General features: G+C 32.2%; 26 protein-coding genes and 1 pseudogene. 19 read left to right on the forward strand and 8 right to left on the reverse strand.

The window, feature by feature from the left end; translation table 11 throughout:
• Window positions 1–31 precede the first annotated feature (31 nt).
• From ACM55G_RS08955 to ACM55G_RS08975, 5 genes are all read left to right on the forward strand, one after another.
• Window positions 32–592 (forward strand): L-threonylcarbamoyladenylate synthase, encoded by a 561-nt coding sequence (locus ACM55G_RS08955; RefSeq protein WP_416843569.1) that lies wholly within the window; start codon window positions 32–34, stop codon window positions 590–592.
• A gap of 18 nt (window positions 593–610) precedes the next feature.
• Entirely contained in the window at window positions 611–2,032 is a 1,422-nt protein-coding gene (locus tag ACM55G_RS08960; protein WP_416843570.1) for a CCA tRNA nucleotidyltransferase, read from the forward strand.
• Between the two features lie 50 nt (window positions 2,033–2,082).
• A complete protein-coding gene (locus tag ACM55G_RS08965; protein WP_416843571.1) occupies window positions 2,083–3,105 on the forward strand; it encodes a COX15/CtaA family protein in 1,023 nt (340 codons plus the stop codon).
• 58 nt (window positions 3,106–3,163) lie between these two features.
• Window positions 3,164–3,937: a CDP-alcohol phosphatidyltransferase family protein gene (locus ACM55G_RS08970; RefSeq protein WP_416843572.1), complete on the forward strand. Its 774-nt coding sequence runs from the start codon at window positions 3,164–3,166 to the stop codon at window positions 3,935–3,937.
• 237 nt (window positions 3,938–4,174) lie between these two features.
• The gene (locus tag ACM55G_RS08975) at window positions 4,175–4,357 is read left to right on the forward strand and encodes a CsbD family protein (RefSeq protein WP_416835302.1); all 183 of its coding nucleotides are present in this window, start codon (window positions 4,175–4,177) and stop codon (window positions 4,355–4,357) included.
• 104 nt (window positions 4,358–4,461) lie between these two features.
• Here ACM55G_RS08975 and ACM55G_RS08980 read toward each other — a convergent pair whose 3' ends face one another.
• The 6 genes and pseudogenes from ACM55G_RS08980 to ACM55G_RS09005 form a co-directional block, all read right to left on the reverse strand.
• Entirely contained in the window at window positions 4,462–5,217 is a 756-nt protein-coding gene (locus ACM55G_RS08980; RefSeq protein WP_416843573.1) for a LytR/AlgR family response regulator transcription factor, read from the reverse strand.
• Between the two features lie 61 nt (window positions 5,218–5,278).
• Window positions 5,279–5,632: a 2TM domain-containing protein gene (locus ACM55G_RS08985; RefSeq protein ID WP_416843574.1), complete on the reverse strand. Its 354-nt coding sequence runs from the start codon at window positions 5,630–5,632 to the stop codon at window positions 5,279–5,281.
• Between the two features lie 15 nt (window positions 5,633–5,647).
• Window positions 5,648–5,989 carry a 2TM domain-containing protein gene (locus ACM55G_RS08990; RefSeq protein WP_416843575.1) on the reverse strand — a complete coding sequence of 114 codons (342 nt, stop codon included), beginning with the start codon at window positions 5,987–5,989 and terminating at the stop codon, window positions 5,648–5,650.
• 30 nt (window positions 5,990–6,019) lie between these two features.
• Entirely contained in the window at window positions 6,020–7,375 is a 1,356-nt protein-coding gene (locus ACM55G_RS08995) for a 2TM domain-containing protein (RefSeq protein ID WP_416843717.1), read from the reverse strand.
• Between the two features lie 27 nt (window positions 7,376–7,402).
• Window positions 7,403–8,023, reverse strand: coding sequence for a hypothetical protein (locus tag ACM55G_RS09000; RefSeq protein WP_416843576.1), 621 nt, complete (start codon window positions 8,021–8,023; stop codon window positions 7,403–7,405).
• Between the two features lie 123 nt (window positions 8,024–8,146).
• A pseudogene (locus ACM55G_RS09005) lies at window positions 8,147–10,306 on the reverse strand (TonB-dependent receptor).
• A 138-nt stretch (window positions 10,307–10,444) separates the two neighbouring features.
• On the opposite strand from ACM55G_RS09005, the gene ACM55G_RS09010 reads away from it, so the two are divergent.
• From ACM55G_RS09010 to ACM55G_RS09050, 9 genes are all read left to right on the forward strand, one after another.
• A complete protein-coding gene (locus ACM55G_RS09010; RefSeq protein ID WP_416843577.1) occupies window positions 10,445–11,002 on the forward strand; it encodes a sugar O-acetyltransferase in 558 nt (185 codons plus the stop codon).
• Between the two features lie 9 nt (window positions 11,003–11,011).
• Window positions 11,012–11,272 (forward strand): hypothetical protein, encoded by a 261-nt coding sequence (locus ACM55G_RS09015; protein ID WP_416843578.1) that lies wholly within the window; start codon window positions 11,012–11,014, stop codon window positions 11,270–11,272.
• Between the two features lie 12 nt (window positions 11,273–11,284).
• The gene (gloA2, locus tag ACM55G_RS09020; protein ID WP_416843579.1) at window positions 11,285–11,674 is read left to right on the forward strand and encodes an SMU1112c/YaeR family gloxylase I-like metalloprotein; all 390 of its coding nucleotides are present in this window, start codon (window positions 11,285–11,287) and stop codon (window positions 11,672–11,674) included.
• Between the two features lie 185 nt (window positions 11,675–11,859).
• Window positions 11,860–13,140 (forward strand): chloride channel protein, encoded by a 1,281-nt coding sequence (locus tag ACM55G_RS09025; protein ID WP_416843580.1) that lies wholly within the window; start codon window positions 11,860–11,862, stop codon window positions 13,138–13,140.
• 6 nt (window positions 13,141–13,146) lie between these two features.
• Window positions 13,147–13,752 (forward strand): HPP family protein, encoded by a 606-nt coding sequence (locus ACM55G_RS09030; RefSeq protein ID WP_416843581.1) that lies wholly within the window; start codon window positions 13,147–13,149, stop codon window positions 13,750–13,752.
• A 213-nt stretch (window positions 13,753–13,965) separates the two neighbouring features.
• Window positions 13,966–14,505: an IS1096 element passenger TnpR family protein gene (locus ACM55G_RS09035; protein ID WP_416843583.1), complete on the forward strand. Its 540-nt coding sequence runs from the start codon at window positions 13,966–13,968 to the stop codon at window positions 14,503–14,505.
• A gap of 92 nt (window positions 14,506–14,597) precedes the next feature.
• A complete protein-coding gene (locus ACM55G_RS09040; RefSeq protein WP_416843584.1) occupies window positions 14,598–15,656 on the forward strand; it encodes a nucleoid-associated protein in 1,059 nt (352 codons plus the stop codon).
• A 228-nt stretch (window positions 15,657–15,884) separates the two neighbouring features.
• Window positions 15,885–16,124 (forward strand): hypothetical protein, encoded by a 240-nt coding sequence (locus ACM55G_RS09045; RefSeq protein WP_416843585.1) that lies wholly within the window; start codon window positions 15,885–15,887, stop codon window positions 16,122–16,124.
• A 258-nt stretch (window positions 16,125–16,382) separates the two neighbouring features.
• Window positions 16,383–16,505: a hypothetical protein gene (locus ACM55G_RS09050; RefSeq protein WP_416843586.1), complete on the forward strand. Its 123-nt coding sequence runs from the start codon at window positions 16,383–16,385 to the stop codon at window positions 16,503–16,505.
• 162 nt (window positions 16,506–16,667) lie between these two features.
• On the opposite strand, the gene ACM55G_RS09055 is transcribed toward ACM55G_RS09050, so the two are convergent.
• On the reverse strand, window positions 16,668–17,552 hold the full coding sequence (locus ACM55G_RS09055) for a hypothetical protein (RefSeq protein ID WP_416843587.1): 885 nt from the start codon (window positions 17,550–17,552) through the stop codon (window positions 16,668–16,670).
• A gap of 26 nt (window positions 17,553–17,578) precedes the next feature.
• Complete coding sequence (locus ACM55G_RS09060; protein ID WP_416843588.1) at window positions 17,579–18,643, reverse strand: hypothetical protein; 1,065 nt, start codon at window positions 18,641–18,643, stop codon at window positions 17,579–17,581.
• Between the two features lie 321 nt (window positions 18,644–18,964).
• Between ACM55G_RS09060 and ACM55G_RS09065 the strand changes: the two genes are divergently transcribed.
• The 5 genes from ACM55G_RS09065 to ACM55G_RS09085 all read left to right on the forward strand — a co-directional run bounded on the left by ACM55G_RS09065 (window position 18,965) and on the right by ACM55G_RS09085 (window position 25,338).
• The gene (locus ACM55G_RS09065; RefSeq protein ID WP_416843589.1) at window positions 18,965–20,794 is read left to right on the forward strand and encodes a sensor histidine kinase; all 1,830 of its coding nucleotides are present in this window, start codon (window positions 18,965–18,967) and stop codon (window positions 20,792–20,794) included.
• The gene (locus ACM55G_RS09070; protein ID WP_416843590.1) at window positions 20,784–21,185 is read left to right on the forward strand and encodes a response regulator; all 402 of its coding nucleotides are present in this window, start codon (window positions 20,784–20,786) and stop codon (window positions 21,183–21,185) included. The genes ACM55G_RS09065 and ACM55G_RS09070 overlap by 11 nt, the downstream gene beginning before the upstream one ends.
• 66 nt (window positions 21,186–21,251) lie before the next feature.
• Entirely contained in the window at window positions 21,252–22,166 is a 915-nt protein-coding gene (locus ACM55G_RS09075) for an ABC transporter ATP-binding protein (protein WP_416843591.1), read from the forward strand.
• Between the two features lie 4 nt (window positions 22,167–22,170).
• Window positions 22,171–23,007, forward strand: a complete 837-nt coding sequence (locus ACM55G_RS09080) for an ABC transporter permease (protein WP_416843592.1) — start codon at window positions 22,171–22,173, stop codon at window positions 23,005–23,007.
• Window positions 23,008–23,022: 15 nt separating this feature from the next.
• Window positions 23,023–25,338 (forward strand): choice-of-anchor L domain-containing protein, encoded by a 2,316-nt coding sequence (locus tag ACM55G_RS09085; protein ID WP_416843594.1) that lies wholly within the window; start codon window positions 23,023–23,025, stop codon window positions 25,336–25,338.
• Window positions 25,339–25,346 lie beyond the last annotated feature (8 nt).

The following is a 25,346-nucleotide window of genomic DNA, read 5'->3' on the forward strand; positions in this document are numbered from 1 at the left end:
AGAAAGTTATATTTAAATACCTAAAATTATAATGAACGAAGAAATACACAATGCCTACGAAGTAATAAAAGAAGGTGGCCTAATCCTCTATCCTACCGATACCGTTTGGGGAATTGGGTGTGATGCCACAAATCCTGAGGCTGTCGCCAAAATATATAAACTCAAGCAAAGAGCCGAAACCCAAAGCATGATTGTTTTGATGAATGGCGAAAAAATGATGTACAATGTTTTTAAAGATATCCCAGAAGTCGCTTGGCAAATCATGGATTTATCTGAAAACCCAACGACTTTAGTCTTGGACAAACCAAGAAACGTGGCACCTAATTTAATTGCCCCAGACAACACTTTAGGAATCCGTATCGTAAAAGAACCTTTTTGCTTTAAATTAATGGAAAAGATGAAAAAACCATTGGTTTCAACTTCAGCAAATATTTCTGGACAACCTACTCCAAAAAGTTTCAAAGAAATCAGCCCTGAAATTATAAAAGGCGTCGACTATGTTGTAAATTTGCATCGCGAAAAAATTACTGCAAAATCTTCAACAATTATAAAATTGACGAATGATTCGCAGGTAAAAGTGATTCGTAAATAATTACGTTATAGAAAATGAATGAACTACAAAGAAGCCTTAAATAATAAAATTTTCGAAGTGGTTTCTCAAGCTTCCCAAGAACTTAACATGGATAGTTATGTAATTGGTGGTTTTGTGAGAGATTTACTTTTGAATAGAGATTTCAAAAAGGATATTGATATTGTTGCCGTTGGCAGCGGAATCGAATTGGCTTTGAAAGTTTCCCAATTACTTCCAAAAAAACCAAAAGTTCAGGTTTTCAAAACGTATGGAACAGCGATGTTGCGTTTTGAGGATACCGAAATTGAATTTGTAGGTGCCCGAAAGGAATCTTATAATTTAGATAGTCGCAATCCTGTTGTAGAGAACGGAACGCTTGAAGACGATCAAAACCGACGTGATTTCACAATAAATGCATTGGCTTTATCATTAAACACATCAAATTTTGGCGAATTATCCGATCCTTTTAATGGACTGGGAGATTTAAAAACCAAAACAATCAAAACACCTTTGGATCCGGATATCACTTTTTCTGATGATCCATTGCGAATGTTGAGAGGGATTCGTTTCGCAAATCAATTGGGTTTTGAAATCGAAGAAAACTCTTTGAACTCTATTACAAAAAATGCAGAACGTATTAAGATTATATCCGGAGAACGTATTGTGGATGAATTGAATAAAATCCTTTCGACAGATAAACCTTCTGTCGGATTTTTATTATTGTTCAAAACTGGACTGTTGGACATCATTCTACCGGAATTGACTGAATTAAATCAAGTTGAAGAAATTGAAGGCCACACGCACAAAAACAACTTCTATCATACCTTAGAAGTAGTTGATAACATCTGTCCAAATACAGATGATGTATGGTTGCGTTGGGCTGCTTTGTTACATGACATTGGAAAAGCGCCAACGAAACGTTTTAACAAAAAACAAGGTTGGACATTTCATGGACATGAATTTCTTGGCGGAAAAATGGCGAAGAAAATCTTTGAACGTTTGCATATGCCTTTGAACCAAAAAATGAAATTTGTGCAAAAAATGGTTATGATGAGTTCGCGCCCGATTGTTTTATCGCAAGATACCGTTACTGATTCTGCAGTGCGTCGTTTGGTTTTTGACGCTGGTGAAGATGTTGAAAATCTAATGACATTGTGTGAAGCGGATATTACCACCAAAAACCCTGGCAAATTCAAAAAATACCATAATAATTTTGAAATTGTTCGAAAGAAAATTGTGGAAGTAGAGGAACGCGATAAGGTTCGTAATTTTCAACCTCCCATAACCGGAGAGGAGATTATGGGAATTTTTAATATTAAGCCATCCAAGGAAATTGGAATGCTCAAAGAAGCGATCAAAGAAGCCATATTAGAAGGAGAAATCCCGAATGAGTATCAAGCTGCTTATGGTTTTATGCTAAAAAGGGCCGAAAAAATAGGATTAAAGATTAACGCTTGTTGAATTAAGGATTAATTGTTTTTAAAATATCTTTGCAAAAAATAGTTTCTAAAATGAAAAAGGAGAATAAGTCAATTATTATTTGGTTACTTTCAGGTTGTCTTTTAATATTTATAATGGTGGTTGTAGGCGGAATTACACGTTTGACTAATTCAGGACTTTCCATGACCGACTGGCATTTAGTTACCGATACTTTACCCCCACTTTCGGGAGCAAAATGGCAGGAAGCTTTTGAAAAATACAAGCAATTTCCTGAATATCAGAAAATCAATATCCATAATGATTTTACCCTTTCGGATTATAAGTTTATTTACTTCTGGGAATGGTTTCACCGTTTCATCGGACGAATTCTTGGTTTTGTATTTATCATTCCGTTTGTTTACTTTTTAATTAAGAAAAAAATTAACCCCGAAACCTTAAAAAAATGTGGCATTCTTCTGGGAATGGGTGCTTTTCAAGGATTTTTGGGTTGGTTTATGGTAAAAAGTGGTCTGGTAAATAATCCTGACGTAAGTCATTTTAGACTTGCACTGCATTTAACTTTTGCGTTTATCACATTTGCCTATACACTTTGGGTTGCTTTGGATTTACTATTTCCTGAAAAGAAAAAAATTAAAAAATCATTACGAAACATTGCCCGTTTAGCAATGGCTTTTTTATTATTGCAAATTATATATGGTGGTTTCGTTGCCGGTTTAAATGCCGGTTTAATTCACAATCACTGGCCTTTAATGAGTGATGGACAATTCATCCATGAAAGTGTTTTTCTGGAACAAAAAAACCTGTTTTTGAGTTTCACAGAAGGAAAAAGTGGGGTTCAATTTGTACATAGAACATTGGCTTATTTTGTAGTGGGTATGATTGTTTTGTTGTACTTCAAAAGCATTAATTTCACTTTAGACACACCCCAAACCAAAGGAATTAAATTCCTTTTATTATTGGTTTTTGTACAGTTTGGATTAGGTGTTCTAACCTTGTTATATGGTGTTCCTATGTGGTTAGGACTCTTACATCAAGTTAGTGCGTTTTTCTTATTGACCGCAATGACTTTTACATTACATCGATTATCAAAATAATTTTTTTTTACTATTTTTACCTGACTATATTGTCGCATTTCTTAGTTAACAAACTTAAATGTCTAAACTTGCAGCTCAAGATAAATTTTTAGATTTATCCGATTACGGAAGACCATTCGGAAAATTTTTAGCCAATCAATTAAAGAATACCCGATTTACTCCCATTCATGTTACGCTTCTTTTTGGGCTTTCAGGAAGTATTGCGATTTACTGTATTTTACAAAATCATTACTTTTTAGCTAGTTTTTTTATCATTCTAAAATCGGGAATTGATGCTGCCGATGGTGAACTGGCAAGGATAAAAAACACCCCTTCTTACACCGGAAGATACCTCGACAGTGTTTTTGATATCCTCTTAAACTTTTTGCTTTTTATGACCATTTGTTATGTTTCAAAAACTACAATTTGGTTTACTATCTTAGCATTTATAGCCATCCAATTACAAGGAACTTTATACAATTATTACTATGTAATTTTAAGAAATAAATCTGTTGGAGGAGATTCCACCAGTAAAATTTTTGAATATAAATCACCTAGAGCTTTGCCTGGGGAAACCCAAAAATCAGTTGATATCTTGTTCCGAATTTACACTATTGTCTACGGCACTTTTGACAAAATAATTCACACACTAGACAAAGAGGCGTACAAGGTAAAAACATTTCCAAACTGGTTTATGACGTTACTTTCAATTTACGGATTAGGATTTCAATTGCTCATTATTGCCGTTATGTTACCGATGAATTTAATTGAATACATCGCTCCGTTTTTTATCGCCTACTCTTTGTTTATTTTCTTATTAATTGGAATCCGAAAAGCCGTTTTCAAGATTTAATTCACTATAGACATAATCTATTATTAAATCACATTTTATTCAACATCAGTAATTTAAACACAGTCATCTCTGTTTTTTATTTAACCCAATAACCCGTTAAACTATTTCAAGTAGAATTCAAACTCCAGAACAATTTACCAAAAATTAAACAACAAATTCTCTGAATCACATAACAGTTTTACCCTTTTCAATCACCAAATTTGTAAAGGAAACAATATAAATTTAAAACTATACGTTATGCCAAATTCAAAAGAGATTAAAGGAAACTGGAATGAATTAAAAGGAAAACTTAAACAAAAGTTTGCGGAATTGACAGATGACGATGTGTTGTTTGAAGAAGGAAAAGAGGATGAAACTTGGGGAAAATTACAACAAAAATTAGGCAAAACTGAAAAAGAAATCAGATCCTTATTTGAATAATTCCTAGAGCTAAAAACACTAAAACTATTTCAAAAGCTTTGCTGAATATTTTCGTTTTATAGATTTTTTTGAAGCTTTTGAAACAGTTTTTATTATTACTTTAATTATCCAATCCAGGTTTTAAAATCGGATACTTTTTCTCTGCTTACAATCACCTCGTCTTCCTTATAAGAAGGCAAAATCAACTTCAAACGAGAGTTACTATAAAGTACAATTTCTTTAATTGCTTTAAGCGGAATAATGAATTTTCGATTGATTCGAAAGAAATCTTTTGGATCTAATTCTAGTTCCAAAACTTCTAAAGTATTTTCAATTAAATAATTCCTATTGTCGAAAGTATGAAGGTATGTTCCTTTATTTTCACTAAAAAAACATTCGATTTCATCGGTAGTGATCACTTTCAAATGTTGACCAATTTTTACTGTAAAACGTTTTTTATGATTTTTTTCAAATGGATTGGTCAGCATTTTTTTGATTTGCTCAAAATCCAATTGTACCGTTTCTTGTTTTGGCAAGCGAGTTTTAAATTTAGAAACTGCCACTTCCAAATCGGCTTCATCAATAGGCTTCAAAAGATAATCAATACTGTTTAATTTGAAGGCACGCAACGCATATTCATCATAAGCAGTCGTGAAAATTATGGCGCTTTTGATAGCAACTTTTTCAAAGATTTCAAAAGACAATCCATCCGATAATTGAATGTCCAAAAAAATCAAATCCGGATGTTCATTTTTAGAAAACCAATCAATAGATTCTTCTACTGAATGTAACATCACTCCTACTTGTATATGTAGCTTTTCGAGTTTTCGCTGAAGCAATCTGGCAGCAGGTTTTTCGTCTTCGATTATTATTGTCGTCATTTAATGCTGAATCTTTTATTGGTTATTTGGCTAACTGGAAACAGTGATTGAATACTCATTTTCACTTCCATTTCTCGCTTTTTTCTTTTTCCATTAATTCTTTAATTTTTTTCTCTTCCCACTCAGACCCAAAAAATATATTTCTTCCAAAAACAGATAGTCCATGAGCTGTTAATCCAATTCCCCAAAACAATGCTGTTGAAAAAGTTTCCCAGCTCCAAAAAAGATGATTGCCCGGTATACTTTCGTTGTTATTCGCAACAATAATGAATGTATTTACGCCTAGATAAACCAGCAAATGAATATAAAAACCTTTAATTCTTTTTACTCTTTTGTAAGCTAAATTATAACGTTCGTCAGAATTATATGTTTCATTATTATAATCATTTAGCCTTCCATCTCTAAATCTTCCCATCTTTATAATATTAAATTATCTCCAAGTCTCCTTGTTCTCTTTTTCCTTATCCATAAACTCTTTAATCTTTTTCTCTTCCCAGTCTTTCCCTATAAATGGCATATAATTAAAAACTTTCATGCCATGAAAAACAACCCCAATTCCCCAGCCTAACATCGGCCAATAAAACCACAAATGTTTGGGAGAAGTGAGTAAATTAATCACTAAAAGTCCAATGTTAACAACAATATAGGCTACTAAATTCCCATAAAAACCTTTAATTTCCTCTACTCTTTTTTTCGCTTTGTAATAGCGTTCCTCGTTTTGATTATTATTTTCCATGATGTTTCTATTTAAAATTACTTCAGGTTCAGTCATAAAAATTCCATTTATAACGGAATGCTACTACTATTTCCAAGTTTGTTTATTGTCTTCTTTTTGCAAAATCTCCTGAATTTTTCTTTCTTCCCAATTAGTGCTATATCCAAAAACTTTCAAAGCATGCATAAGCAATCCAAATCCCCAGCCTGCAGCCGAAAACCAAAACCATTGAAAATGTGGAGAATAAGTAAGATTAATAAATATTAAAAAAGGAATGACACAACAGTATGAAATTAAGTTTCCATAAAAGCCTTTAAGTTCTTCAACCCGTTTTTTAGCTCGGTAATACGCACTGTTTTCACTGTAATTACTATTAGTTTCCATAACCGAAATTTGTTTAGTTAAAATAGGTATTTTAACCGTGAAGGTTTTTTCATTTTGTTCAATCAATACTTTTCTGTTTGTGATAATTCCATAGCGATTGATGATATTTTGTAATCCTACACCCTGGCGATCCTGCAAAACTTCCTTCTTTTGATACTCATTTTGAATAGCAAGGTAATCTCCTTCAATCGTAATGCGAATGTGTAAAGGCCTTTGTTCACTAACCACATTGTGCTTCACCGTATTCTCCAATAAAAGCTGTAAAGAAAGTGGAACCACTTTTGCTTGAGGATTGCTAGTTGTTGTTGGCAACTCATAAAACAAGCTATTTTCAAAACGCATTTTGAGCAGGTTCATATAGGTTTTGGCGAAAGTCAATTCCTCTTCAACAGAAACTAACTCTTTATCTTTTTGTTCTAATACATAGCGATATATTTTTGACAATGAAGTCGTAAATCGTTGCGCATTATCCGGATTTTCTTCAATTAAAGAACTTAAAACATTCAAACTATTAAAAAGAAAATGAGGGTCAATTTGACTTTTTAAACTCTCAAACTTTGCCGAAGCCGTTCCTGCGATTATTTTTTGTTCCGTTACTTCTTTTCTCGATGCTTGCTTCCAATTAGCCATGAAACTTCGCGCATGCATGAAGGTCGAAACACCTAAAGAAAGTATGATATAAAATAAGTGGACCCAAATCATTCTATCATTAAAAAACTCAGCAGGATCCATTTTTTGAAAAACCACGAAAGTCAGATAATCAATTCCTAAAACAACGGGAACCGTATACAACACTGTAGCAATTATTCCAAAATACACTCTCAAATTAGTGTGCTCCAACCAATCCCATTTCTTATTCAGAAGCGAGTTGATGACACCATTACCAAAACCAATCCCAAAAGAATATAATGAACTTACCCAAAAAGTGGTCAGCACTGTTTCAAAATCGAAACGGCCTTGAATTAAAGAAAATACAAATGTAAAAATCAACGCAATTTTAAGAGAAACAATTGTTCCTTTTTTAAATTCGGTATAGGTCTGTATCCTTTGATTTTCCATTTTCATGTTATGCTTTTCTAGTAAATTTTATTTACAGTTTTTCAACGCTTCAGTCGCCCTGTCTAATCCCCATTTAGGAGAGAAAGGAGTTTCTGGTTTAAAAGTAGCAAAAAGTCCGATTGCTTTTTCAATTTGTCCACACAAAGGTTTCGTATCAATCCCTGTCCATTTTGCACCTCCTATTTGAAACTCTGCTTTACCAAAAACCACTCTCGGATTTTCTGGTGCAATCGCTTCCGCTTTAGAATACAATTGCATTGTTTTTCCAGATAATAACATTCCATTTGTCATGGGATCAAAAACAATCCAAGCGGTATTAATCATGGCTTGCATCACCAATAATTCTGCATTATTTGGATTTTTGCTCATTTCTGTATCCAATGCATTTTGCGCTTTGGTTAGCAACAAATTCATTTTATCTTTATCCTGCGTCCCAAAAGCAGTGGTTGTATTTACCAATGCAACATAATAATTAGGCAGCCAACTCGTTTTTTCTGCTCCTGCAATTCTTTCGAATAAATCCGAAGCTTCGATGTTTTTTCCTTCCTTCCAAAGTCCGAATGCTTTTCCCATGCCTTGCTCAAATTGTCCTTGAGCGGATAATAAACTGCACACAAATAATGCGATTGCGGTGATAACTTTTGTCATGATATTTAATTTTTAGTGGTTGATGAATTGTTTCCCAAATTTACATTGGTAGTACCTTTTTTAAAATTTATACTTACTGAACTGTTGATTTTGATGGATGAATTGTAGAGCTATGCAATCACTCTACAAATTCTTCAACTGATTCTCTTTTTTATCATTGCTAATCGTCCAAAAGAATCCCAGAAAGAAAAACCGATCCGCAGTTGGCGTAATTGCTGCCCTGTTATAAACTCCGGCTGTATTTGGATTTTTTGCATAATCATAACCATACACATTTTGGCTTCCTAAAATATTAGAAACGGAGAAATACAAAATCTTTTGCGAAGTCAATAAATACGCCCAGTTGAAACTCTAACTGTTATACGATTTTGTTTTTCCGTTCATGAATTTCGTTTCATTTGGATTGTTATATGGACGCCCTGAACTGTATGAATTTGTGAAGCCAATTTGTGATTTCCAATCGTTTATCCAATATTTAGTAACAATCGATAAACTATGATCGGCAACAAAATTAGGTGTGACTTGCGCACGGTAGTTTTTATAATCTCTCTCTGTATCGATGTAGGAGTACGAAACCCAATATTCTAAGTTTTTAATTGATTTCCCGTCTCTCCAAAACAAATCCAATCCTTTGGCATAACCGGAACCATTGTTATTAAAAACCGAATTGTATTGTATCGATGGCGTGTCGTATTTCACCAAATCACTGTAATCTTTGTAATAGGCTTCCGCTCTGAAGGTTTTTCCGTTTTTATTGTACAGATAATTCAAAATATAATGCGACGCTTTCTCACTTTCAAACTGATGGAACTTAGAATATTTGATATAATCAACATTTGGTGTTTGTAAAAAGTCTCCAAAAGCTACTGAAAGCTGACTATTTTTAGCCATTTTGTAAGCCAACGAAACTCTGGGAGAAAAAGCAGTTTCATTTAATAAATCATTGTACGAAGCTCTCAATCCTGCTTTTACAGCAAACTTTTTGGAGAAAAAAACATCAACTTCGGTGTAAACGGCTCCGATGCTTGAATTGTACCCATTTGTATTTGCAGTTCCTAAATTCTCCTTGAAATCCTCATTGAATTTGGTAACAAAATAATCCGAACCAAAAGACAATTTCACTCTTTCAGAAAAACGCTGTGTTAATTTTAATTTCAAATGGGCTGCGTTTTCATCATTTGCGACAGCATCTGAATCCAATTTTATTTTATTTTTACTGTAACCATAACTCAAACCAGAAGTAATTTGCCAATTGTTTCCAAAACCGCCTTTGTAGGACGAATTAAAATAAAAATTAGTATTGTTTAAATCGACTCTGATCTTCTGTGCCGAATTGATATTCTCCTGATTGATATCGAATTTTGAAGAATCAAAAGCAGCATATAATTTTAAAATTCCATTATTGAAATTAAAGCGATATACCGTTTCTCCGGACAAAGATTGATACGGGCTATTCCAATCTACATTTTGTTTGATTGCTACTTGATATGGCGCCAAATTGATATAAACGGTATTCACACTCAAGGAACTCTTTTTCCATTTATGAGTATTTCCAACCCCCAAACCAACGGTCATTAACGAAATTTCGATTTTGTTTTGGTCGGGTTCATCCTGCGTATTCAATAACAAAACACTTGATAAAGCTTCCCCATATTCGGCAGAATAACCGCCTGTTGAAAAAGATATCCCACTAAAAAGAAAGGGTGAAAATCGACCTCTTGTTGGTAAATTCTGTGCAGAAGCGCCGTACGGTTGTGCCACGCGCATTCCATCTACAAAGGTTAGTGTTTCATTGGCCTCACCGCCACGAACAAATAATCGTCCGTCCTCACCCACATTTTGGGTTCCTGGCAACGTTTGTAAAGCCGCAATAATATTCCCTGCCGAACCCGCAGTAGTAACAATATCCAGTGGTTTCAAAACCGAAACTCGCGCTTTGTCACCTGCTTCTAAATTTCCTGCGGTTATAATTACGGCATCCAGTCCATTGACATTGTCTCTTAATTTAATGGTTTTATTTTTAAAGTTTGAAACATCAATCACCATTTTTGTAGTTTCATATACTAAAAAACTCACTACCAAAGTTTGATTCCCTGTTGTAGTAGTGGTAAAAGTAAAATCACCCGTTTCAGTACTGGAAGTACCGTCATACGTTCCTTCGATAAAAACATTGGCTCCCACTATTGAATTTCCTTTTTCATCGACTACTTTCCCGGAAACAGTTGTTTGTGAAAATAGCGTTACAGAAAAAAGTAAAATAGTCAGCGTATAAATAATTTTCATGACATGATGTTTTGATGAAGCAAATATATTTCGGGGATTAATCTTAAAAAACAATAAGTAACTGAACTGTTGAAATTATAGGATGAGTTGTAATCCAGAGCAATTTCTTTTATATTTACCCTAAACTAGAATCCCTTTATGAAAACAGAAAAAGAAAAAATGATAGCTGGAGAACATTATTTGGCTGGTGATTCCGTTTTAGTAAAAGACAGGCGAAAATCAAAAAATCTTCTTCATAGATTAAATGTTACCGAGTATCGAGTAACAAAAAAAGCGCGAGAAATACTAAAAGAGCTCCTTCCAAATGCAGGAGCAAATCTTTATATTGAACCTCCATTTTTTTGCGATTACGGTTACAATATCAGTTGTGGAGAAAATGTCTACTTCAATGTAAATTGTGTTGTTTTAGATTGTGCCAAAGTGACCATTGGGTCTAATGTGTTATTTGCTCCAGGCGTTCAACTCTATACCGCATCACATCCGCTTGAGGCTGAACTGAGAAAAACCCATGAAAATGCTTTACCAATAACTATTGGAAATGATTGTTGGATTGGTGGAAATTCTGTTATTTGCCCAGGAATAACTATAGGAAACGGTTGTGTGATAGGCGCCGGTTCTGTTGTCACAAAAGACATTCCTGATAATTCATTGGCAGTTGGAAATCCAGCAAAAGTGATTCGGAAACTTAACGAATAAATTAAACCTATGCCACATGTTCTAGCAAAACTCAAATATGTACCTCTGGAAACCATCAAAGCTGTTTTAGAAAAAGACAAAGCGTTTCATGCATCCCAAGGAATGTATTTAGAACAGCTTTGGCAAAATGCCGATGATGAAAATGAAGTGCAATTCCTCTTTAGGATTGATAACCTCGACAAAACAAAAGCGGTAATCCACAAACTTCATTCAGACGCTTTAGCGCAAGATCCAAATGCGAATCTTCCTGAAATGACTTATTTAAAATAAAACTAAATAATTATGATCTCCATCAATAAAGTTCACCACATTGCCATTATTTGCTCTGATTATCAAAAATCTAAAACGTTCTATACTGATATATTGGGCTTAACAATTATTCGGGAAATTTACCGTGAGGAAAGAGAATCCTACAAACTTGATTTGGCCCTAAATGGTGTTTACATCATTGAACTTTTTTCGTTTGTAAATCCACCGCAGCGTCCTTCAGGACCGGAAGCCACTGGATTACGCCATTTAGCATTTGAAGTAACTGACATAGATCAAACCATTGTTTTTTTATCTTCAAAAAACATTGCTTTTGAAGCGATACGATTAGACCCAACGACAAACAAACGTTTTACTTTTATTGCTGATCCAGATAATCTTCCTATTGAATTTTATGAAAAATAAGCCCCTTTTAGCCTAGCAAAAAAGTACAATTCATAAAGAAATCATAAAAAATAGCAATTATATTGATTTTGGAACCTCATTTTAAGATTCTTTCTTTAAATTTGTAGTACTTTCAAAAACTTTATTTTTTCAAATAAATCATTTTTTATTTTATCTGGAATCAAGGGTTGTAAAACAATTTTCAGATGAACAATACGGCTCGAATTAAAAAAAATTACCAATTAATTAAATTTCAAAAATTAGTTATTGTTTCTGTTCTAATTGGTTTTCTTTCGGCATTTTTAGCAATTTCATTAAAAAAAATAACTGAATATTACGAGGAAATTTTTTTTTATCAAACTACTATAAACCCAATATTCATCATTGTTTTTCCTGTTTTTGGTCTATCCATTATTTATTTCCTTCGAGAATATCTTTTTAGAAAAAAAGAAAACAAAGGAATTAAAGAAATTTTTGAAAGCACGAATTCTAAATCCAAAAACTTACCCAATTATAAAATCCCCTCTCATTTCATCAACGGAATATTGACCGTAGTTTTTGGAGGATCTACAGGGATTGAAGTTTCGACCGTTGTTGCTTCGGCCACGATTGGTTCTGTAGCCCAAAGAAAACAAAACGTATTCAGACAATACAAAACCGAATTGATTTGCGCGGGTGTTGCGGCAGGAGTTACCGCATTGTTCAGTAGTCCTATTGCCGGAATTCTTTTTGCGATTGAAGTCATTTCCAGAAAGGTAACCCGAGCGTTTTTAATCAGTAATTTGATAGCAGTAGCAATAGCTTTTGGACTTGTTTTTTTATTGGATGAAAAACCTTTATTTGCCGTAACTATTACAACCTGGCATTTAAGAGCAATTCCATATTTTATACTTTTAGGGATTTTAGCGGGTATCAATTCCGTTTATCTCACCCGATGCGTTTTGCTTTTTAAATCCCAATTTTCAAAAATAAAAATTCATTATTATAAGATTTTAATAGGCTCGCTAATCCTGAGTATTTCCTTATTCTTTTTTCCACAACTTTATGGAGAAGGATATCATGCTATCAAAACGATTTTTGTTAATTCAAATGAGGTGACATTTTCATTTTCATTGGTACTTACATTTATTGGAATCATTTTTTTAAAACCAATCGTAACTTCAGCAACTCTTGCTTCAGGTGGTGATGGAGGTGTTTTTGCACCAAGCCTTTTCATAGGTGCCTTTTTAGGATTACTCGTTGCTTTGCTTTTAAACAGGTATCTGAATGCTAATGTAATTCCTGTAAACTTTATGGTTATTGGAATGGCTGCGGTCTTAAGCGCCAGCATCCACGCCCCTTTTACTGCGATTTTCTTAGTTTGTGGATTAACGAATGATTATACTTTATTTCTTCCTATTTTGGTTGTTTGTCTGATTTCAAAATACACAGCAAAAATGATTTATCCATTTACGGTTTACTCCTATTCTACCAGTTTATCAAAATAATAATTTATGCCAATTGAACAAATAAAAAGGAATTATCGCAAAACCAAATACATTCTATACAAAGAAACTTTAATTGATTTTAAAGAACATTTTTGGGCTTTTTTAGGGTCGTTTATTGGTATTGGATTTATAGCTTACATTCAATCAACCTCATTTTTGCATTCTGATGTCATTTACCTGATAGGCTCTTTTGGCGCTTCGAGTGTTTTGGTATATGGAATCATTCAAAGTCCATTGGCTCAACCCAGAAATCTGGTTGGTGGACATCTCGTTTCAGCAATAGTAGGGGTTACGGTCACTAAATTTGTACCTGATATTTTATGGTTAACTGCGCCTCTTGCAGTATCGTTTTCAATTGTACTGATGCAAGTGACAAAAACACTGCATCCTCCCGGAGGAGCGACTGCTTTAATTGCCGTAATAGGCTCCCCAAAAATTAAAATTCTGGGCTACTGGTATGTATTATATCCTGTTTTGAGTGGCGTACTTATTCTATTAATTGTGGCTTTAATTTTCAATAACATGACCTCAAACAGATCTTATCCAAGTCATAAAAAGTATCACATCATTAGAAAAAGATTAGCTAGTAAATTCAAAAAAAGCATATCATAAATTATTATCTTCGCAAACCCTAATTCAAACTGATATTTTAGAAATTAAAATTAATATTTTTTAATTTATCTATTGATTGCATTTCATTATAAATGACGATCACTTACGCTCTTTATCCATTTATACGCAAAAATCTTATCAACAAATCTGAAATCTGAAATCTAAAATCTAAAATTAAATTTTACCTTTGACCATTCAACAAAAACAAAGATTATGGTTTATAAATTTAGAGTAATTCTAGACGCGGAAGATGATGTTTTTAGAGACATTGCAATACTTGAAGACGATACTTTAGAAGATTTACACAATGCTATCTTTAATTCCTTTGGTTTTGACGGAATGGAAGTGGCCTCCTTTTATACTTGTGATGAAACCTGGAATCAGGAAGACGAAATTTCGCTTTTTGATACTGGAGATATTCCAGGAGAACAAAAAGTAATGAGCGATTATCAATTATCAGATATTTTAGATAAGCAAAATACCAAAATTATCTATGTATATGATTTCATCAACATGTGGACTTTCCTTGTAGAATTAGCCGCAGTAGAGGACCAGGTTGTTGGAAATTTATATCCAGAAACGATTTTTTCTCACGGTGAAATGCCTGATGAAGCTATGGAAAAAAACTTTGAATCAGATAATGCCGATGACTATAATGATGAATTTGAAGATGGACTGGACGAAGATGATTTAGACATGTTTGAAGGAGATGATAGTTTTGAAGACTATGGGTTTGAGGAGAATTGGAATTAAATAACTAAGCGATAAAGCATCAAGAGCCAAGATGAAAGACTTAAAAATTGTCATTTATCTTGGCCCTCTCATCTAAATATAAAACACAAAACATGATCAACTTATATAACACCCATATCGAGAACTTATCAATTCATAGAGTTGGTAATAAAAGTAGAAACGAAGCCCTTTTTTTATCAGAGCACCCCTTTAATTTAAATGATGAAATTGTACCCTTGATGAAAGAATTTTTCTTTAAACCTTTTAGAGAAAAAGAAGAAAACTATTTTCAATTTGCACATGAAATCGATTTGGATTATAATGATATGTTTAAATTTGCAACGGAAATTTTTGAAAATCCAAGTTCAATACACGAAGCTTCAAAAAAAATTACGAAGCATTTATTTGAGCAATCCAATCATCCGCACATCAAGAATGGAGAGGTATATGTTACTTATTTAACAAATGTCAGTATTGACAATAATGTGGTAGATGCCATAGGAATTTTCAAAAGTGAGATACAAGCTGACTTTTTACAATTTGAGGAAAAAGAAACGCACTTAGAAATGATTTTACAACAAGGTGTAAGTCTAAACAAATTAGATAAAGGGTGTTTAATCTTTAATTATAAAAAAGAAGAAGGTTATAAAATCCTAACAGTGGACAGCAACCGTTATGATGCAAGATATTGGCTGGAACATTTTCTTTCAGTGGATGCTTTTGAAGATGAAAATTTCATTACTAAAAAGTATTTAAAATTCTGTCAAAACTTCGCCAAAGATGTTGTTTTTCCTGCTGAAGACAAAAAAGAAGAAGTGATGTTCATGAATCGTTCCGTAAACTACTTTGCCAAAAATGATCAGTTTGAAGAAACTAATTTCTTAAATGAAGTTTTAGACAATCCAGATTTGATTCCAGAATTTAAGAATTACAAAATAGACAAAGGAGAAAAATATAGCATAGAAGATGTAACTTCTTTCCCTATTGCAAATGCTGCAGTTTCTGATGCTAGAAAATCGATAAAAAATGTAATCAATTTAGATACGCATATCCAAATAAAAATGGATTTCATCAATCCTGAAAGTGCAGAGAAATTTGTAGAAAAAGGTTGGGATGAAGAAAAACAAATGTATTATTACTTAGTTTATTTCAATAAAGAAGAGAAGAGTTAGTTTTTAGTTACTCACCGTCACTGTTCATATAATTATAAATACCCAATCCTCAATGACTTATATTATTGGGGATTTTTTTGTGACTATAAAATACAAAATAAGAAGTGGTACTATTTGTTCTGTAAGTATTTTTATATTTAAATTAAAATAATCAGTATTTAATCGGTTTTATTTTGCACTTAAACGATTAATAGTTAAGTTTAACTTCCCTAATCTAATATCCTAGTTATGAAGCCAATCGAGATCAAAGAGAAATTTCTTAATAAAAAAATCTTGTGTTCACTATTTGGACACAGAATTATCACAACTAGAAATATAACAAATCATTTCAAGGAATATAAATGCACCGTTTGTAATCTGGAATTAACCAACGATGTAAATGGTCAAAAAACATTTCTCACACCAGAACTAAAAGAAATAAACGAAACATTGATTGGGTTTTGTAAAAAAAGGCTTCATACTGTTTAAGACATTTTTTTTTGATTTCAAAGCTGTAAATTATTAGCTTTTTGTTAAATAAAATTTAAAAAAATTAAATTACAACATACTACTAACCTACTAATACCTTGAAAAGATGCTAATCCTTCTATTAATAAAGTCTATTATGATATTGAGACAAAAAAATAACCAAAAAAAATTATTAAAGTACAATAGTATTTCTATTTCATAATTGTTGTGAATAACTTTAAGGGAAATTGAAATTTAGTATTCTAAATAAACTATCAAATGGATTTTCTTTTGTTCAAAGAAAGTCCATTTAAGACCTTACTTTCGTTTGATAAACTCATTGAAACTTTAGATAAAATTGCTGTAACCAATGTAGATTATCGCTCATATGCTAAAGCATAATGAGAGAAATAGAACCTTTCTCAGAATTCGGAACGGGAATTGATGATTTAAATTTGATTCATAATAATGAAAAACTCCTAAAATGCTTATACCTGATCTATTTCAAAAAGTTGAAATTCCTATTTTAAAAGTGCAAATGAGAAAGCCAGAATTACTTTTGATTTAGGATTTGGATTTTAGCTTTTTGATACTGGTCTTATAAACATTTCCACCAATACTTTTGGTTCTTTCATCGGCAATGAATAAATGATCATTATCGTTAAAGCAAACCGCTTCTTTTTGAGAAAAATGGTTTAATTTGAGCATCGTTTTTGTTCCATTCAAAAAATTTTCGTCTTTAAAATTTTCGAATATTAAAATTTTATCATGCATTAAAAGGGCGACTGTAGATTCATTCGGACTTATCGTCGCACTGGTAATTGCACAATGGTCATAGTCGTCGCATGTTATAAATTTCCCCATTAAAACCGCTTGATGAAATCCAGGTGTATTCGGAATTTTATATAAAAAAGCAGTGCCATCAAATCCTTTGCTTCGATTTTTGGTAAAGAGATAGAAATTATTTTTAAACTCAAAAAAGCCTTCAACATCATACAAAATTGCTGATTTTTTTGGCGGGAATTTTTTTTGCTCCGGATAAGCAAATGAGACTTTATAACCTGGAACAGCACTTTCACTGTTCAATGAATTCTTGTCAATTTTATAAATACACAAATCCTTTCTTTCATTGTCATTATTCCCAAAATCTCCAATATACAGATTTCCATTCTTATCCTTAGTAATATCTTCCCAATCGATATTTTCTGAATTTTTGATGGTTACCGTTTTTTCAATTTCACCATTTTGAAAATTCAAACCATAAATCACATTTGCATTACCGCTGTCTTCCAGTGTCCACAGTAAATTAGTTTCTGATGAATAGGTAATTCCAGAAACTTCTTTTAACTTATTAGGTAAAGAATATAGCGTTTCTAATGAATTCGAATCTTGCTGACAAGATAAAAAAACAAAAGAAAATAAGACAGAAATATAGTTTTTCGAACTCATTGAAATGAAAATAAATTTATAAAAGGCTAAAATCCAGTATTGAATAAATTTGTATTTTTAAAGTTTCGGGTAATAAATTCAAAAGCCGCACTCATTACATTCCCCATGGATTTTGCCTTTTTAAAATTTAAATCATTGGTATAACTATACAGTTCTAATTTCAATTGATTCAAATGTTCCTCGGTCGATATTGTGTCAGAACCCATGATTTGCAATAATCTTTTGATACGATTTTCGGCAGAATGTATTCTTTTGGCAAGAACTGCTCGCTCTTCATCTTTATACTGTTCAATCGAACTGTGTTGAAGTTTTTCTTTAACCAAGTGTACCATTGGATAATTTTCTTTAAAAAACTGAGGACGATATACTTTAAAATTCCCTTCAAAGCATTGTTGATCAAAATCAATAGCACGGATTTTATAAACCACCTGATCAAAATCGTGAATAGGAATAATTACATAATTATACGAACGCATATCTCCCAACAAACGGATCATACAACGTTCATTGAACTTGACAAATTCTTTTGCGATTTGTGATTTTTCGGTTTCAGTACAATCAGCGAGAAGTGTTTTTATGAATACATCTCCAGCAATTCCCATAATGTGCTCTTCGATTAAAGTATCATTGTATACTAAAAAATTTATTTTATCCGGTGACAGAATATGTTCCAGTTCCAGTCCGTAAACACGAGAGGCATCTGCTTTTTTAATATAAAAATGCGTGTAATTATCATTCAAGATGTTTCTGACTTTTATTCGGAATGGTTTCGAATTTCCAAAAGTGCAATAATCGATCGAATCTACATTCAGAAATTTAATAATTCCAAGATTACCATCAGAATGCAACAGAGAATAGATTTTCATCAAAGTCAAATCAATTTCTTTTCTTTCAAATTCATTATAATACACCCGAATCCATAAAGTATCTTGGTCGTTTTTATCATACACATTTATGGAACCAGAAAAACGCAACAAATCATCATAAAAAATTGGCACTTTGGAGATTCTGTCAAATCGTTCCAAATAATCCAAAAGAGAATTATTTATAGGATAAGATGGTTTCTTAAAAAGCATTATCGGCTCGTTCATTCTAAAATATTTATTGCAAAATTACAACAAATTAGAACTCCAAAACATCAAAAAAACGTACTTATTCAACTTCTGTCAAATCATGATTTTGATTCCTTTCAAGATATTTCAAAAGTCAATCATATCCAAATTTAACACGTAAAAGGATTACTCATTGAAAAAAAATAATTAGATTTTTTTTAAATTAAAATACAATCCATTAATTTTAAACACATTAAAAAAAACCAAAAAGTTAAAATAGCATCCCATATTATGTTAAAAAAAAACCACACAAGCATATTTACTTTACTTTTGATTAATTCCTATTAGATTAAACGAATCATGAAAAATAAACTTGAACTCTACTTCAAAACTGCACAATCAGCAAAGATTGGGATTTGGGAAATTAATTTAGAAACTAATCTAGTTTATTGGAATGCTGTTACTAGGGACATCCATGAAGTTCCTCATTATTTTATTCCAAGTGTAGAAAAAGGAATTTTTTTTTATCTTGAAGGTGAGAATAGAGTTCGAATCAAATACTTAATTGAAAGAGCTATTAATGAGGGAATTCCTTTCAATGATAAATTTCAAATTACTACTGCTAAAGGTAATATAAAGCACATTGAAAGTATAGGACAAATAGTTTACAAAAACGAAAAACCTTATAAATTAATTGGTACTTTTCAAGATATTACAAAAGAGCAAAATTTAATCAATGAACTTGAATTAAATGTTGAAAAATTTTCTTCCATTTTCTCGAGTGCTAATGATGCCATTATTATCATTGATACTTCTAATGGAATAATAACTGATTGTAATCCTAGGACTACATCTCTTACTGGTTATAAATGTTCCGATTTATTGGGCGTACATAATTCCGAATTATTTCCTGTGGCATACAGAAAAGAAGTACGGATTTTTCTAGCATATAATTTAACAAGGAATGATTATGGTGTAAATGAAACCTATATAAAATCTAAATCTGGTGCGTCGATACCTGTAGAAATTGCTTCCGGAAAATCATTTCAGGTAAATCAGATCAGTTATTTAGTGTGTTTCATTAGAGATATTAGCGAAAGGAAGAATATTGAAGAAAAAATGAAACTGCTGTCTCTTGCAGCTTCAGAGACTACTGACACTATTGTAATTGCTAATCCAAAGGGAGAGGTAATATGGATAAATCAGGCTTATTTAGATCTTACAGGATTAGATATGAATGAGGTTATTGGCCAAAAACTTGGATATTTATCAAAAGGCCCAGAAACAAATTTACAAACTACCGCAAAAATGCGGGAAGCAATCAAGGCTAAAGAAAGTATCAAAATTACTATTCTGAATTACAATAAGAAAAAAGAAAAATACTGGTTTGAATTGAATATCACTACCGTTTTTGATAATCAAAATAATTTAATGAATTTTGTTGGTGTCGGCCGAGATGTTACTCACCGAATTGAAAAAGAGATTGAACTCAAGCACTTGTTAGAAGTTACCAGCCAACAAAACAATAAACTTTATAACTTTGCTCACATTGTCTCCCATAATATTCGTTCACACAGCAGCAATTTAGCCATGGTTGTAGACGTAATCGAAAATACTGAAGATATTACTGAGAAACTTTCTTATTTTGATTTATTTAGAGAAGGAACTGAAAAATTATCAGAAACAATTGAATATTTAAATGAAATTATAACCATTCAGCAGAAAACAAATATTGAAATAACTAAAATTAATTTAAAGAGTGAAATTGAAAAAACAAAAAAAGCATTAAGTTTAGTTATTAAAGAAAGTAACATAACGATAACTCATACTATTCCTGATGAATTAATGGTAAATGCAATTCCCGCATATTTAGATAGTATTTTACTTAATTTATTTACAAATGCCATAAAATACAGATCTCCTGAACGTAATGCTATTTTAGAAATCGGTTATGAAACTAATGAAAATTTTACAGTTCTAACTTTCAAGGATAATGGATTAGGTTTAGATTTAAAGCAAAATGGACATAAAATTTTTGGCATGTACAAAACCTTCCATGGCAATGAAGATGCAAAAGGCATTGGATTATTTATAACCAAAAATCAATTAGAGGCCATGAATGGAAAAATTGAAGTAGAAAGTGAAGTAGGTTTGGGTTCCATTTTTAAAGTATATTTAAATGAAAAATAAATTAACTTATATTATTGATGACGATAAAATGTCTGTCAAATTAATCAGTATTCTCATCTCAAAAAACAAGTTTTGTGAGGACGTGCAACCTTTTTATAATGCTCAAGCTGCTTTAGATAAATTAAAACAAAATTGTACTGAAAATAAAAATCTGCCTGATGCAATTTTACTTGATTTAAATATGCCTATCATGGATGGCTGGCAATTTCTGGATCAATTTGTTTTGTTGCCAATAAAAAAAGAAATTTCAATTTTTATTATCACTTCTTCAATCGATCCAATTGATATTGAAATGGCAAAAAAATACAGTGTAGTAAAAGACTATATTATGAAACCTATTACTACTGAGAAATTAAATACGCTATGCATATTAATTGGCAAAACAAACTAAATACAGTCTAATAGTAACAAATCCTTACCTTGTTCGTCCTATATAAAACTCAAAAAAACAAGCACTTTGGAAATTATACTCGCTATTAAAAATCTCAACAAACGTTATGGCAGTTTACAAGCTTTGAAAAACGTTTCCTTCGAAATATATAAAGGCAATGTTTACGGGATTCTTGGTCCTAACGGTAGCGGAAAATCGACAACTTTAGGAATTGTTTTGAATGTAGTAAATAAAACCTCAGGTGAATACAGCTGGTTTGGTGGTTCAATGCAAACTCATGAAGCATTAAAAAAAGTGGGAGCTATCATCGAAAGACCTAATTTCTATCCGTATATGACGGCTAAAGAGAATTTAGAATTGGTTTGCAAAATCAAAGGTATTAACTACGCTAAAGTAAACGAAAAGCTGGAATTAGTGGGTTTAACAGACCGAAAAAACAGTAAATTCAGCACGTTTTCTCTTGGAATGAAACAGCGATTGGCCATAGCTTCTGCCCTACTAAATGATCCGGAAATTTTAATTCTTGACGAACCTACAAACGGTTTAGACCCGCAAGGAATCCATCAAATCCGTGATATTATCAAACATATAGCTTCAAAAGGAACCACTATTTTACTCGCCTCCCATTTACTGGACGAAGTGGAAAAAGTATGTACGCATGCACTGGTTTTAAGAAAAGGAGAAATTTTATATTCTGGTTTAGTTGGTGGTATGTCTGTCAATGAAGGCTTTTTTGAGTTACAAGCTGATGACAATGAAAATTTGGAGGTCGTTTTAAAGACTCATCCAGCTGTAAAAAATATTGAAAATAAAGGGGGAAAAGTTTTAGTTTATTTAAAACACGATTGGGATGCAAAGGAGTTGAATCAATTTCTTTTTGAAAAAAACATCGTATTAAGTCATTTGGTTAAACGTAAAAATAGCTTGGAAGAGCAATTTTTAGAATTAACAAATAACACTAAACCAACTACCAAAAACTAAAACAATGAAACGACTTCTCTCAATAGAATTACTAAAAATATGGAAAAATAAAGCAAGCCGAGTATTGACTTTAACTTATTTTATTCTCTTAACCTTTATTGCTTTAATAGCTTCAATCAAATTTGATCTTGGGATTTTTAAGCTTCATCTTGCTGAAATGGGCATTTTTAATTTTCCATTCATTTGGCATTTCAACACCTATATTGCGGCAATTTTAAAATTATTTTTGGCAATTGTTATTGTTTCAATGATGGCAAATGAATATAGTTACGGTACATTGAAACAAAATTTAATAGACGGAATGAGTAAAAAAGAATTTATTCTGTCTAAATTCCTGACAATTGTTTTATTTGCTGCGGCATCAACCGTTTTTGTGTTTTTAATATCATTAATTCTTGGATTCAGTTTTTCTTCTTATACCGAAATTAGCATTGTTTTCTCTGATTTAGAATATATTTTGGCTTATTTTATAAAATTGATCGGATTTTTCTCTTTCTGTTTATTTTTAGGAATATTGGTAAAACGTTCGGCATTTGCACTTGGATTTCTTTTAGTTTGGAATATTATTGAAGGAATTGCCAAAGGAATTCTAACTTTTAAAATATTTCCCGACAGTAATAATGCATCTTATATTACACAATTTTTTCCTTTGGAATCCATGTCTAATTTAATTGTGGAACCATTATCCCGATTGTCAATTATTAAGTCTATTGGAAACCAGATTGGAATGGACAACAGTAAGGATTACAGTGTCCATTTTTTCACAATTTTAATTGTTTTATGCTGGACTTTCATTTTTACATTCTTATCCTATCGCTTATTAAAAAATAGAGATTTGTAGTATCTTTACAGTGCTATGAAATATATAAAAACAATCTTATTTTATATCTTTATTTGTTCCACTCTATTTAGTGCAACGGCGCAATCTATTTCAGTAAATGACTCTTATTCAGCACAGCAACTTGTTGAAAATATTTTAGTAAATAGCTCTTGTGCAACTATTTCGAACCCAATTGCAACTGGAGATACATTTACTGCAGGAAAAAATAGCTATGGATATTTTAACAATCAGGGAGGAAGTTTCCCTTTTACCGAAGGCGTGCTTTTAAGTACGTGGAGCAGTCAAAATTCTACAGGACCTTTTATAAGAAATCAAGGAGGGGGTGATACTTCTTGGATAGGTGATGCCGATTTAGATAAGGAATTAGGTTTTAAAACAATAAATGCTACCATCTTAGAATTCGATTTTACACCTCTGACTAATTTCATAAGTTTTGATTATTTATTCGCTTCAAATGAATATCAGGATGATTTTCCATGTCGTTTTTCTGATGGATTTGCATTTTTAATAAAGGTAAAAGGTAGTCCTGCTAATTATCAAAATTTAGCCGTAATTCCTGGCTCCACTACTCCTGTTTCATCATTAAACATACATCCTTTCATCCCGTCATTTGGCGTATTCGGTGGTTGCCCTGCAAAAAACGAAAACTATTTTGGGGGTTATAGTTCCGCTACTAGTCCTACTAACTATAGTGCACAAACTGTGGTGATGAATGCGCAAACAAATGTTATAGCCGGAACAACTTATCATATAAAATTAGTAATTGCTGATGACACTTTTCAATATTATGACTCTGCTGTTTTTCTAAAGGCAGGTAGTTTTTCTCCAAAAATAGATTTAGGTTTGGATCGATTATTAACAACTAATAATCCTATTTGTTTTGGCGAAAATTATATTATTGATACTAAATTATCCGCAAGCTACAGCTACAAATGGTTTAAAGATTCCAATGAGATATTAGGAGAAACTAGCCCATCGCTTATAGTTACTGATACGGGTAACTATAAAGTTGAAATTACTTTCACTCCCGCCGCTTGCATGACCACTGATGAAATAAAAGTAGAATATGCTCCAAAAATCGTTTTGAATGACACAACACTGTCACAGTGTGATGATAACAATGATGGGATTACAGTTTATGATTTAACCCGTGTTGATACATTGGTGAAAAACAATGCCTCAGATGTAAGCAACATTGTATATTATGAATCTTTAGCGGATGCCCAGGCACAACGCAATTCAATCGTAAACACTACAAATTATCAAAATACAACAACTAACCAAATTATCTTTGCAAGAGCTACAAATTCTTATGGTTGTGCCAATTATGCAAAAGTTAGCCTCCAAATTTCAAATAATAGAATAAGTCCCCAAAATCCAATCAAAACCTGTGATGCAGACACCGTTCAAGATGGTTTGTATCAGTTTGACTTAAATACACAAGTAACGCCCCAGGTACTGAATGGGTTGCCAACCGGATTAGTAGTTGAATATTATTTGAATACTACTGATGCTATTGCTCAAAAAAATCCTTTGCCGAACGTTTTTAATAATACTGTTGCCAATCAACAAATTATATATGCCCGAATTGTAAATGGTTCTGATTGTTACGCAATTACTCCAGAAACACTTGTAATTAGTACTTTTAACCCAGTAAATTTTCAAGAAGAGAAGTTTGTATTATGTAATGGCAGTTCAATAAACCTAGCTATTAATACTGGATTTTCAAGTTATTTATGGAATACCGGAGAAACTACAAGTACAGTTAATGTAACTACTCCCGGCAATTATTCCGTAAAAGTTACTAATCCAACGGGGTGTATTGCAACAAAGAATTTTGATGTAACTGCATCTGGAATTGCAACTATTACGGGAGCGAAAATAAATGACTTTGATGGAAACGGAAATTCAGTTTTGATTGAATATACGGGAGCCGGCGATTATGAATTTTCGCTTGATGGATCGTTTTTTCAGGACGAGCCGCTTTTCAACGCAGTAGCTTCTGGTGATTATTTAATTTATGTTCGAGATAAAAATGGCTGTGGGCTTTCAAATCCTTTCAAAATTTACGTGCTTGATTATCCTCATTATTTCACTCCAAATGGGGATGGGTATAACGATTTTTGGAAAATCAAAAACCTTGATTTGTTGCCTAAATCTACAATAATAATTTTTGATCGCTACGGTAAATTATTAAAACAACTTAGTTCAACCAGCTTTGGTTGGAACGGAAATTTTAATGGATATACGTTGCCCGCAGATGATTATTGGTTTAATTTAACTTTTGAAGATGGACGAATAATAAAAGGGCATTTTTCACTAAAAAGATAAATCTTAAT

The organism is Flavobacterium algoriphilum (assembly GCF_048158655.1).
Taxonomy (GTDB): Bacteria; Bacteroidota; Bacteroidia; order Flavobacteriales; family Flavobacteriaceae; genus Flavobacterium; species Flavobacterium algoriphilum.